This window comes from Cellulomonas timonensis, assembly GCF_900046455.1.
GTDB classification, from domain to species: Bacteria; Actinomycetota; Actinomycetes; order Actinomycetales; family Cellulomonadaceae; genus Cellulomonas_A; species Cellulomonas_A timonensis.
Genome location: NZ_FCOT01000012.1, coordinates 794852 through 807241 on the forward strand (window position 1 = coordinate 794852; position 12390 = coordinate 807241).

A 12390-nucleotide genomic window follows, 5' to 3' on the forward strand; every position below is an offset into this window, starting at 1 on the left:
AGACCTACGGATGATCTCCCTAGTGTCCCTGACGAACCTGCGGCAAGTGTCCGCCGGTCTCTCGCCATCCTCCGTGCGACTACGACGTCGACGTGCCGGCCTCGAGGACGGACACGATCGAGAACAACGTGAAGCAGACCGCCCCGAGACCCACCAGGACGTGGGCGCCGACGAAGAAGCCGGGCTGCCGCGTGGTCGCCTCGAACAGGAACGCCGCGAAGAACAAGCACGTGAGCGCAGTGCTCACCGGGATGATCGGGATGCGGTTGGCGAGCGCGAAGACCTGGCGCCACACGAGCGCGAGCAGCACGACCTTGGACACGATGCTGAAGCAGATGAGCCCGAGCCCGATCAGCACCACGCCAGGGGCGAGCCGCGCCGGGTTGTCCGAGGCCAGGAGCACCCCGAGCCCGAGAACCACATTGATGGTCCCCATCGCCACGACCCACCACGTCCAGCGGAAACGCTCGGCCTCACCGAACTCGTTGCGGACCTGGCGCACGATGCTGGCGACCAGCGCGACGAGAGCGGAGCAGACCAAGGACAGCCCGATCATCACGTGCCCGGCGACGACCTCGGGCGTCGTGCCGCGCCCCAGCAGCGTTCCCGCGATCACCAAGCCGACCACCGCGAGCACCGCGGGGACCGCGATGAGCAGTGCCCGGACACGCTCCGAGTACGCCTCTGGCGGCGGACCGCTGGCGACGTCGCGCGCGGCGCTCGCTTGGATGAGGGTGAACCTGGTCGAGGCCGTGGCCACGGTGCTCACGCTCGCGGCGATGAACCCGATGCCGAGCATCACGTGCCCGGCGACGACGAACTCTGGCTCGTCACCACGCAGGACCGTGACGACGCCCCAGACCATCGTGGCCACCGCGACCGTGTATCCCAGGGCGGGCAGCACGATCTCCCAGACCCTGCCGTATCCGTGCACGAGCTGACGGATGATCGTCGCAGCCGTCGAGAACAGCGCGATGCAGATGGCCGTCAGCGCCACGTTGACGTGGCCTGCCACGAAATGGTCCGCGTCGTCACCGCCCGAGAGGACGAACAACCCGAACGCGAGGCACACCGCGCCCATGGCCAGCGGGATAGCGCGGAAGAGGATGCTGATCGACCGGTCCATGGGCCCCCCTGTCGCTACCACAGTGGGGACGGCCCACCGGATGAGCGCGTCGAGAGACCCTGCGCGACGGCCCGTGCCTCCCGGGCGCCGCTCAGGCATGCGGCGCGGTCAACCTGCGCGGAGCACGAGGAGGAACTGCCCGCCGCCCGGCTCGACGGCGGCGGTCACGCGAAGGTCGGGGGCGAACCGCGAGAGCCGGTCCACGAGCCAGGCTGCTGCCGTCTCGCCGTCCGCCTTGGTCGGGCAGCGGCCCACGACCTCGCGCCCGCCCTTGCGGGTCAGCCGCTCGACGGTCGCCACGATGGGCGCCGGCTCCACGACGAACAGCGATGACGACCAGGCCACGACGGGCTTGACGGCCCCCTTGCGGGTGTTGCAGGCCCGATGCGCGAGCCGCTCGGAGCCCGGCGCCGGCTTCTTGCCCTTGGGCGTCGCGCCGCCGTCGATGCTCGGGCCGCGGTCGGAGTTGACGGACGCGTCGGGGTCCACCGGCTCGTCGCACAGCCAGCATCGCCAACCGTCACGCGTGCCGACCTCGTCAAGGGTGCTCATGGCCGGAGGCTACGGGGCCGCCGACGCCCGTCCAACTCGCGCCCCCTCACCCGCGACGCACAGGGACATTCCTTCATTCGCGCGCTTTCTCGTATCGCGGATATCAGAACCCACGTGGGCCGGTGCTCATTCGGTGAGGCGCAGATAGGCGTCGATCAGGGTGACGAATTCTGACCGCAGCCCGTAGTCGTCCTCGCCGGACGCGGCGTCGGCGCGTTCGCGCGCCCGGCTCGGGTCGGCGTCGGCAGCGTGCCGTGATCCCGTCACCGAGAGGCCGAACTCGACCACCGCGGACGCGAACCTGAAGTCGGTCGAGGGCGTCCGGGTGTAGGCGCTGGCTGTGGCGGGGTGCACGACCTCGGTGCTGGTGGTGGCGCCCGGCTGCTTGTAGCGCACGTGCACGGTCAGGAAGTCGGTGGAGGCGCCAGCCTGGACGGTCTGGTAGTCGAGGTCGTCGCCGCGTGCCTCGCCTCGAGCGGGGACGAGCTCGTAGAACGCGGTGACCGAGTGCCCGGCGCCGACGTCGCCGGCGTCCTTGGTGTCGTCGTCGAACTCCTCGTCCTCCAGCCGCCGGTTGTCGTAGCCCAACAGCCGGTACTGGGCGACGGTCGCGGGGTTGAACTCGACCTGGACTTTGAGGTCTTGGGCGACGACGAACATCGTCGAGTCGAACTCGTCCACCAGGACCTTGCGCGCCTCGTCGATGGTGTCGATGTAGGCGTAGTTGCCGTTCCCGTGGTCGGCGATGGCCTCCATGGTGTTGTCCTTGAGGTTCCCCATCCCGAATCCGAGCACCGAGATGTACACCCCTGTCCGGGCGTGCTCCTCGATCAGGTCGGTGAGCTGCTCAGGGGTGGACGGGCCCACGTTGAAGTCGCCGTCGGTCGCCAGGACGACCCGGTTGTTCCCGCCCTCGACGAAGTTCTTGGACGCCAGCTCGTACGCCGTCTGCAGTCCCGCAGCGCCGCCGGTCGATCCTCCGGCCCGCAGCTCGCGCAGGGCCCTGACCAGGTGGCTGCGCTGGTCACCGGGCACCGAGTCGGCGACCACCTGCTCGCTGCCCGCGTAGGTCACGATGGAGACGGTGTCGTCCTCGTCGAGCTGGTCCACGAGGAGCTCGAACGAGTCGGCCAGGAGGGGCAGCTTGTTCGGCTCGCCCATCGAGCCGGACACGTCGAGCAGGAAGACGATGTTGTTGCCGCGGCTGGTGGGAACCGCGGCGGTGGCCTGCACGCCGATCATGGCGAGCTGGTGGTCGGGAGCCCAGGGCGCGTCCGCGATCTGGGTGGTGACGGTGAACGGGTCCACCGCGTCCGGCTCGGGGGCCGGGTAGTCATAGTCGAAGTAGTTGACCAGCTCCTCGATCCGCACCCCCTCCGGCGCGACGCCGTGGAGCAGCTGGCGGCGCAGGTTGCTGTACGACGCGGTGTCGACGTCGGACGCGAACGTCGACAACGGGCTCGTCGTGACGTCCTGGAACGGCTGCTCCGGCGAGTCGTCGTACTCCTCCTGCGCGTCCATCGGGGCGTCACGCCACGCCTCGGACGCGACGGAGTCCTCGTAGGCCATGTCATGCGCCGCGGAGCCGTCCGACATGCCGCCGGCGGTGCAGGAGCCGACCAATCCGACAACGGCGACCACAGCCACAGCGGCGATCGCGCGGTTTCGCGTCTTCGCGCGGGCGGGCGCATCAAGGGCGATGCCTAATGTCCGAATGCGCATGAGCTGCCTCCATTGTCGAGGGCTGAAGCCTCGCGGCAGGAGTGGGCGGGCACCAGCACGTGATGGTCACGCGGTCATCCCATTCGGGTAACGAGCACCGCATTTCTCCGGCGCCCACCGGGAATTCCGCCCGGAATGCCGACTTCCGACGACGAGCGGGGCCTCCCGCAGCATTCGACCCCGCACCGTGGGTGCGGGGTCGAGTGCTGTGCACTGCTCGCCGGGCGACCGGCCTACGCGACGGCAGTCGCCACCCGGGTCGTCGGGCGTGCCGCGAGCGCGGTCGCGGCGAGGGCGAAGGCGACCACAGCCGCACTGACGATGACGTACGCCGGCACGGCCACCACGGGCAGCCCCTCGAGCATCCCCGCGCTCACGCCGATCACCGCGGGCGCCACCGCCACCGTTCCCACCACCCATGCCGTCACGCCGGTGATCGCGGCCTCGACGGTGGTCATGCCCAGGAGCTGGCGGCGGGTGGTGCCGGTGCGGTGCAGCAGCGCGAGCTCGTCGCGGCGCGCCACCGTGGTCATGGCCAGGGTGCTCGCCGCGCCGACCGCGACGACGGCGAGGAGCAGCATGAGGAGCGCGTTCCCGACCGCGTTGTCGCCCCCAGCCTGGACCGTCGCGGCGATGTGGGTCCTCGGGTCGGCCGCGGTGGCGCCCAGAGCGGTGATCGCGGCTGTGGCGTCCGCCACGTCCGTGCCGTCGGCCACGTCGACCAGCAGGGTGTCGGCCATCACGGGCAGCCCGTGCGCCTCGGCCGTCGCCGCACCGGTGACGATCCCCCCGATGCCGAGGCCACGGGAGTACACCGCGACGACGGTGGCGTCGACGACGTCGTCGCCGAGCCGGATCGTGAGCGTCTCGCCCAGGCCGGCGCCGCTCGTGTACGCCGTGTCGCTGCTGACGGCCACCGTGTCCGGGGCGTCGATGTCGGCGAGCGAGCCCTTCACCACGTCGGGGTCGAGCGCAGCGGTGTCGGCGGGCACCACCCGCAGAGCAGCCGCCTCCCAGGTCTCCGCGCCGTCGTCCACGCTGCGGACCTCTCCCGGGAGGGTCCCGAGCGGGACGGCCGCCTCGACGCCGGGCGCCGCGGCGACCTGCGCGGCCAGGTCCTGCGTGGCGTCCTCGGTCGGTGTGACGACGAGGTCCGTGGCGACGGCCGCGACGAACTCCTGCTCGATGGCGGTCGTCATGGCCCGGTCCACGCTGGTCTGGATGGTGGCCGCGGAGACGACCAGCGCGAGCGGCACGACGACCGTCGTGAGCCGCCGGGAGAAGCCGCGCACGTTGCGGACCGCGAGCATCGTGGCCGGGCGGCCACCGGACGGGTGCGCCCGAGCCACGCGGTCGAAGATCCAGCCGACGAGGACGGGGCCCGCGAGCGCCGCGGCGCCGATGAGCAGGAACGCCGACAGGGACGCCGCCGCGCTCCCGGTCGTGCCGGGGATCCACAGCGGGCTGAACGCCATGGCCAGGCCGCCGAGGGTCATCACCAGGGCGGTGATCCGGCGGCCGAGCCCCACGTGGCGGTCCTCGACGGCGCTCTGCTGGAGCGCCGCGGTCGGTGCGATGCGTGCCGCCTCCCGGGCGCCGAGCCGGCCCACGGGCACCGCGGTGACCGCGATCAGCGCGACGGCGGCCAGGACGGGCAGCGGCGAGAGGTGCGACGCGAAGTCGGGCGCGACCATCCCGCTGCGGACGAGCACCGGGTCGAGGAGCCGGGCGCCGAACAGCCCGGCGACCGCGCCCAGCGGGGCGGCGACGAGCGACACGACGGCCACCTCGAGGGTGACGGAACGCCGCACCTGCGACGGGGTGGCGCCCACCGCACGCAGCAGCGCGAACTCACGGCGACGGCTGCGCAGCGCGAGGCTGACGGTCGCCGCGACGACCATCACCACGACGACGATCAGCGTGCCGGCGTAGGACGAGGCGAGGGACACGAGCAGCCCGCCAGAGGCCCGGTCCCCGGCCGACTGCGTGCGCATGCCGGACTCGAAGAGGACCCCGGTGATCGCGAGGACCGCCGCTGCGACGGCGAGGACGACAGCGGTGCCGGCGAAGGCCCCGCGGTGGGCGCGGACGCCCGAGGACGCGAGCTGCCACATCGTGCTCACCGGCCCTTCGTGAGGAGGAGGCTGGCGGTGACCCGCTCAGCGGTGGGGTGCTCGAGCTGGTCGACGACCAACCCGTCCGCGAGGACGACGACGCGCTCTGCCGCTGCGGCGACCCCCGCGTCGTGCGTCACGATGACAACGGTCTGCCCGAGCTCGCGGGCCGTGTCGCGCAGCACCTGGAGCACCGCGGCCCCAGTCCGGGAGTCCAGCGCGCCCGTGGGCTCATCGGCGAAGACGACGGCGGGCCGCGTGACGAGCGCCCGGGCGATCGCGACCCGCTGCGCCTGCCCGCCGGACAACTCGCCCGGCAGCCGGTCCATGAGGTGCGGCACGCCGAGGAACTCCAGCAGCGCCGACTCCCACGCCGGGTCGACCGGGCGGCCGGCGAGCACGAGCGGCAGCCGCACGTTCTCGCCGGCCGTCAGGTGGCCGATGAGGTTGTACGCCTGGAAGACGAAGCCGACGTGCTCGCGGCGGAACCGGGTGAGGTCGTCGGGTCGCAGGGTCGTGAGGTCGTGCCCCCCGACGACGACCGAGCCGCGGCTGGGAGTGTCGAGCCCGGCGGCGCAGTTCAGCAAGGTGGACTTGCCGGAGCCGGACTGGCCGACAACGGCGGTCACGGAGCCCGCGAGCAACTCCAGGGACACCCCGCGCAGCGCGTGGACGGGCTCGCGGGCCGGGTAGGTCTTGTGGATGTCGACGAGGCGGACCGCGGTGCCGGTCGCCTCAACCGTGATGGGCGTGGCCATGATCTGCTCCCCTGATCGAGATCGTGCTGTCGATCTCGAACTTAGGAACCGGGACAGGCGCCCATCGAGCCCCAGAAGGAGGGCCTGCGAGGGTTCCACCCTTCGATGGAGGCCCCGTCCGACGCTGCGGTTGGCCCGCGGAGCAGCTAGTCCGACGCGCCCGTCGCGCCTTCCGACGCTGCTTCGCCGACCGTCGGTTGCGGCGCGTCAGGCTCGCCGTCGTCGTTCATGTCGGCACGTCGCGCCTTGCTGCTGTCCCAGCGCAGCAAGACGGCGGCCGCGACCGCGGAGATCGTGGTGCCCGCCAAGACCGCGATCTTGGCCCCTGCCGCGGTCGTCCCGTCCGTGAACGACAGCTCGGCGATCAGCAAGGACACCGTGAATCCGATGCCGGCGAGGAGTCCGACGGGGACCAGATCGCGAACCCCGACCCCCTCGGGCAGGCGAAGCGGCGACCACCGGGTCACCAGCGCCACCGATCCCAAGATCCCCGTGATCTTTCCGACGACCAGGCCCAGCACGACCGCCGGCACCACTGCCTGGGCCAGTGGGGACGCAGACCCGCCGCCGCCCGTCAGCGTGACGCCGGCGGACAGGAACGCGAACAGCGGCAGGGCGACGACGGTCGACCACGGGCGCACGGCCTGCTCGTAGCGATGCGCCCGGTCATCCAGCTCGCCGTTCACCGGGCGGGCCGGCACGCTCAGCCCGAGCAGGACGCCAGCGATCGTGGCATGCACCCCCGAGGCGTGCATGAATCCCCAGGCGATCACGGCGAGGGGCGCCAGTAACCACGGGTGCACGTAGGGCGACCGCGCGAGCGCGGCGAACGCCGCCACCGCGACGAGGGCGAGCGCCAGCATCCCGACAGACACGGCGTCCGTGTAGAACACGGCGATCACCACGATCGCCAGGAGGTCGTCGACCACGGCGAGCGTCAGGAGGAACGTCCTGATCGCCACCGGAAGTCCGCGTCCGAAGATCGCGAGGACCGCCAGCGCGAACGCGATGTCGGTGGCCGTCGGGATGGCCCAGCCAGAACGTGCGGCCGGATCGCCGGCGATGGCCAGCACCCCGATGTAGACCGCCGCTGGCGCCAGCATGCCGCCGACCGCTGCGATGACAGGGACGGCGGCTCGTTGCGGATCCCTCAGCGCGCCGACGACGATCTCCCGCTTCAGCTCCAGCCCCACGGTGAGGAAGAACACCGCGAGCAGCCCATCCGCAGCCCAGGTCGCCAGGTCGAGGTCGAGATGCAGAGCGCTGGGTCCCACCACGATGTGCGCGAGGGTGTCGTAGGCGGAGCGCCACGGCGAGTTCGCCCACACGAGCGCCACGACGGCGGCGCCGATGAGGAGTGCGCCGCCAGTGGTCTCACGGGACGCCCAGCGGCGCAACGAGGATGGGGCGGGCGCGTGGTGGTGCTCGTGGGTCATCGGTGCTCCCGGGGAGGGCCTCGGCCTTCGGGACGGGTCGCCGACGAAGACGCCGACCAGACTTCCCGGCACACCAGCCCACAACTCTACGGGAACGGTCGACGGCGGCACGGGCACCCACCCGCGCCGCCGTCGACGTCATGCGCGATCGGCCGCCGAGACCGTCGGAGCCGATGTCTCAGACCCAGCCACCTTCGCAGGCGTGGCACCCGAGTCGGGTTCGACCTCGCTCACGTCCGGCCGGTACCAGTCGCTGAGGACCGGGTCGTCTGTGTCGAGCCACGCGCCCGCGCCCTCGTCTGGCGCGGTCGCGACCACCCCGAGGACGAAGTCGTCGCCGTGCTCCTCGATCCCGGCACGCACGCCTTGGTCCAGCGCCTCGCGCGCGTACCGGCGCCGGATGGTCAACGGGTCTCGCGCCAGGTCCTTGGCCCACGCGAGCATGACGAGGATCACCACCAGAGCGAAGGGCAACGCCGAGACGATCATGAGGCTCTGCAGGCCGGAGAGCGCGACCTGCCCGCCACCGACGAGCAGCACCGCTGCGATCGAGGCCAGGGCGACACCCCACACCACGACGGTCCACCGGCGCGGGGTCGGGTTGCCCTGCTCCGACAGGCTCGCCATGACGATGGACGCCGAGTCGGCGCTGGTGACGAAGAAGATCACGATGGAGACCATCGCGAGCACAGACGTCACGGCCCCGAACGGGAGCTCGTTCAGCACCGTGAACAACATGTCCTGGCCTGACGCCGCCTCGCTGATCGCCGCCCCGGTCTGCTCGAGCCACATGGTGGTGCCACCGACGATCGTGAACCAGATCAGGCATACGACGCTCGGCACCACGATGACCGTGGTGACGAACTCACGGAGCGTGCGTCCGCGGCTGATCTTCGCGATGAACATCCCGACGAACGGCGTCCACGACACCCACCACGCCCAGTAGTAGGTGGTCCAGGCGCTCATGAACCCCTGGGCATCCGGGGATGTCGCGGCGGACTGCGCCATCAGTGCCGGCAGCTCGCCCACGAAGGTCATGAGCACACCGGGGATGAGGTTCAACAGCAGGACGGTCGGCCCCACCACGAGGACGAAGAGTGCCAGCACTCCAGCGAGGGCCATATTGATGTTCGAGAGCGCGCGGATGCCGCGCTTCAACCCAGAGACCGCGGAGAGGATGAACGCCACGGAGAGCACGGCGATGACGCCCACGATCACGGCGTTGCCGAGCGGGCCGACACCGCCGACGATCTCGATCCCGCGACCGATCTGCAGCGCGCCGATGCCAAGCGAGACGGCAGTTCCGAACAGCGTGACGACGATCGCGAACACGTCGACGACCTTGCCGAGCACGCCGTGGCTTCGCTGCCCGAAGATCGGCTCGAGCAACGCGGACATCAGCGGTGTGCGGCCCTTGCGGTAGGCCGCGTACGCGACGGCCCCGCCGACTAGCGCGTAGTACGCCCACGCGACCGGCCCCCAGTGGAACAACGTCTGCGCGAGCGCGATGTGCATGGCGCCGTCGCTGCCGGGTGTGGTGTCCGCGAACGCCGGCGGCAGGTCGAGGAAGAACGTCATCGGCTCGAGCGGGCCGTAGAACAGCAGCCCGATGCCGATGCCCGCGGAGAACAGCATCGCGACCCACGAGATCGTCGAGAACTCGGGCTTCTCGTCGTCCTGTCCCAGCCGGACGACGCGGTGCCGGCCGAATCCCAGCCACATCATGAACAGGAAGACGACGACCGTCAGGACGCCGAAGAGCCACCCGAAATCCGTGGTGACGAAAACGAACCCGGCAGCTGCGAAGTCCGCCAGCCCATCCGGCGACAGCACACCCCAGGCGATGACCCCGACCACGAAGGCCGCCGCCACCCCGAACACGATCCGGTCCACGCCGAACGACCGATGGGTCTGCTCGACGCCGATGCCTGGCAGCAGTGCGGGATGGGGGCTGCCGACCGTCTTGGGAGAGGTGACCTCCTTCAGAATGCGTGCTGCGCGTGCCCGTTGTGGGACCAGAGAATGGCCGGCCTCGCCTTCGGTCGATCCCGTACGACGGTCGCTCACCATGGGGTGACCCTTCTTTGGCGGTCAAGAAACGGTCAAGGACCATACATGAATGCCTAGGGGAGCGGCGCGTCGACGCGGTGGACCGTCAGGGCAGATCAGCGACCGAGCGCAGCACGACGTCGGCGCCGGCAGCCCGGAGCTCCTCCTCGTCGTCGCCGCCCGTGAGCACGCCCACGGCCGTCAGCCCCGCTCCCTTGGCGCCGGCCATGTCGGCGCAGGTGTCGCCGACGAGCCAGACCTCCGGTCCGAGGGCGATGCCCAGCCTCTGGCCCGCGGCCGCGGGCAGTTCCGCACGGCCCGCCCGCCAGTCCCCGAAGCCCCCGTCCCGGTGAAAGGAGAACCCGCGATCCAGGCCCAGACCGGTGAGCTTGAGCCGCGCCACGCCGTGCACGTTGCCCGTCACGAGGCCCAGTGGCGTCCCGCGCGACCGGAGCGCGTCGAGGACGTGCGCCGCTCCGGGGACCGGTCGTCCGACGAGGGCGGTCCCGTCCGCGAGCGCGTCCGCGTAGGTCGCGACGTAGCGCTCGACGAGAGCGTCGAGCGGCGCCCGACCCTCGGCCTGCGCACGGTCCCGGAGCAGGCGCAGCACCTGGGAGTCGATCCATCCGGTGACGTCCTGGTCGTCGAGGTGAGGGCGCTCCCCCACCATCTGGATGTCCACCCGCAGACGCAGCACATCCCACGCCGTCGCGACGAGCGCGGCCAGGTGAGCACTCGACCCGACGGCCAGGGTCCCGTCGATGTCGAACAGCACGGCCCGCGGGCGCTCCTCACGCACGTCGGAGCACGATCTCGTCGCTGGGAAGCTCGGCCAGCTCCGCGAAGTCGTCGCGCAGGCTCTCGTACGTCGAGACAGCCGCCCAGAAGTCGCGCGAGAGGGCGTCCAGCCAGCCGGGGTCGGGCACCCAGCCGGGGAGGTCCCGGCCGATGACGCCGCCGAGCCGGCACCGTTCCTGCAGCAGCTCCATCGCGTCCGTGAGCTGGCGCAGGGCGCCCAGGTCGTCCGACGTGGAGCGGGCGCCCAGCATCACGGGCGCCCACATCGCGGTGCCGTCATGCAGCCGCCGCCTCCCGTTCGCGGCCGTGCGGAACAGCATCTGCACGTACGCGGGCTCGGTGCACAGCGCGCGCAGGACCTGGTCGTGACTGGCGGCGCCGATCCCGCGCCACGATCCCGTCGACTGGTCGAAGGTCGGCTCCAGGCCGTGCCGGAGCAAGCGGGCGCGCGCCGTCGCCACGTCGTCGCTGCCGGCCGGGATAGCCAGAGCGTGCAGGTCGGCTCCGACCAGGGGTGCCAGCAACGACCTTCCAGCGTCGTTCACCACCTGCGCGAGGCTGCGGTAGGCCACGCTCGAGACCAGCCGCAGCTGCGCGGCCGACCGCTCCTTGAGCCACTGCTCCACCAGCAGACTGACCGCGACGAACGTGACGACGGTGGTCACGGTGCTGGCCGTCATGGGGTGTGCGGCGTACCAGTCCGCCCCGGGCGGGACGAAGTCCGCGAGCGTGAGCAGCGCGAGGAGCCCGACACCGCCGGACAGCGCCCCCAGGAGCCGCCGCCGGGCGCGCCGATCCGAGTCGCGCATCGCTCAGCGCTGCTTGGCCGACGCGGCGAGCACACCGCGGTCATCGGAGGTGAAAGCGCACGTCGTCACGGAGAGGGAGGCTACCTCGCGCGCACGGCCGAGCGGCTTCTGAGCTGGTCGAACAGCGAAATGTCCGCCCCGCCACGTCTCCGGAACCTAGGGCTGCACCGTCGAGGCTCGGGGACACACCGCGTGACCGATCTGCGTCGTCGACTTGTTGCGCCAAGACGGCGACCGGGCGACGGTGTGGTGATGAGCAGTCGCGTGGTCGTGCTGGGAAGTTGTGGCGCATGGCCCGAGCCGCGCCGGGCCTGCACCGGGTTCCTGTTCGAGCACGAGGGCTTCCGCGTGGTCATCGACCTGGGCTACGACACCCTTGCGCGCTTGCTGGAGAATCTGGGCTCGACGACCGCTCGCGGGCTCGACGCCGTCATCATCACGCACCGGCACCCTGATCACATGAACGACCTGCACGGGCTGTTCCGGGCTCGCTGGCTCGGCTGGCCCGCGGCCGAGGCCCCTGCCCTGCCGACCTACGCCGCCGAGGGCGTCCGCGAGCGGGTGCTGGGACTCGAGGAGCACGACACGGGAGCCGTCGACCAGGTCTTCGACTGGCACCCGCTCCCCGCCCAGGCGTACCAGGTCGGACCGTTCCGCCTCGAGAGCTGGCTGCTCCCCCACCAAGTGCCGAACGCCGGGGTCCGCCTGACCACCGCCGACGGCCTCGTGGTCGCCTTCACCGGGGACAGCGGCCCCTCCCCTGACCTGGTCGATCTCGGCCGCGACGCGGATCTGTTCATCGTCGATGCCACAGACCGCCCGCTCGGGGCCCCCACGGCGGTGGACCCCGTGCACCTCAGCGCCCGGGAGGCGGGCGAGGTCGCGGAGGTGTGCGGCGCGCGACGGCTGCTGCTCACGCACTTCTGGCCGGACCATGACAGGGCGCTGTCGCTGGCAGCGGCCCAGCAGGTGTACAGCGGGGAGATCCTGCTCGCCGACGAAGGAGCGGCGATCCCGCTGCGCTAG

Annotated in this window: 10 protein-coding genes; 1 reads left to right on the top strand and 9 read right to left on the bottom strand. The window is 71.4% G+C overall.

The genetic code is table 11. From position 1 onward, the window contains the following. Positions 1-79: 79 nt before the first annotated feature. The 9 genes from BN3788_RS12060 to BN3788_RS12100 all read right to left on the bottom strand — a co-directional run bounded on the left by BN3788_RS12060 (position 80) and on the right by BN3788_RS12100 (position 11364). Positions 80-1126: a DUF2776 family protein gene (locus tag BN3788_RS12060; protein ID WP_066586210.1), complete on the bottom strand. Its 1047-nt coding sequence runs from the start codon at positions 1124-1126 to the stop codon at positions 80-82. 108 nt (positions 1127-1234) lie between these two features. Continuing rightward, the gene (locus tag BN3788_RS12065; RefSeq protein WP_066586219.1) at positions 1235-1678 is read right to left on the bottom strand and encodes a hypothetical protein; all 444 of its coding nucleotides are present in this window, start codon (positions 1676-1678) and stop codon (positions 1235-1237) included. 126 nt (positions 1679-1804) lie between these two features. Beyond that, a complete protein-coding gene (locus BN3788_RS12070) occupies positions 1805-3319 on the bottom strand; it encodes a vWA domain-containing protein (protein ID WP_234346630.1) in 1515 nt (504 codons plus the stop codon). Between the two features lie 314 nt (positions 3320-3633). Continuing rightward, on the bottom strand, positions 3634-5514 hold the full coding sequence (locus BN3788_RS12075; RefSeq protein ID WP_234346649.1) for an FtsX-like permease family protein: 1881 nt from the start codon (positions 5512-5514) through the stop codon (positions 3634-3636). A gap of 5 nt (positions 5515-5519) precedes the next feature. Further along, complete coding sequence (locus BN3788_RS12080) at positions 5520-6272, bottom strand: ABC transporter ATP-binding protein (RefSeq protein ID WP_066586227.1); 753 nt, start codon at positions 6270-6272, stop codon at positions 5520-5522. A gap of 146 nt (positions 6273-6418) precedes the next feature. Continuing rightward, positions 6419-7708: a Na+/H+ antiporter NhaA gene (gene nhaA, locus BN3788_RS12085; protein WP_066586230.1), complete on the bottom strand. Its 1290-nt coding sequence runs from the start codon at positions 7706-7708 to the stop codon at positions 6419-6421. Positions 7709-7846: 138 nt separating this feature from the next. Further along, positions 7847-9601 (bottom strand): BCCT family transporter, encoded by a 1755-nt coding sequence (locus tag BN3788_RS12090; protein ID WP_234346632.1) that lies wholly within the window; start codon positions 9599-9601, stop codon positions 7847-7849. 262 nt (positions 9602-9863) lie between these two features. Next, positions 9864-10556, bottom strand: coding sequence for an HAD family hydrolase (locus BN3788_RS12095; RefSeq protein WP_066586233.1), 693 nt, complete (start codon positions 10554-10556; stop codon positions 9864-9866). After that, a complete protein-coding gene (locus tag BN3788_RS12100) occupies positions 10549-11364 on the bottom strand; it encodes a hypothetical protein (protein ID WP_066586235.1) in 816 nt (271 codons plus the stop codon). The genes BN3788_RS12095 and BN3788_RS12100 overlap by 8 nt, the downstream gene beginning before the upstream one ends. Before the next feature lie 252 nt (positions 11365-11616). Here BN3788_RS12100 and BN3788_RS12105 point away from each other — a divergent pair, with 252 nt between their 5' ends. Next, positions 11617-12390, top strand: a complete 774-nt coding sequence (locus BN3788_RS12105; protein WP_066587179.1) for an MBL fold metallo-hydrolase — start codon at positions 11617-11619, stop codon at positions 12388-12390.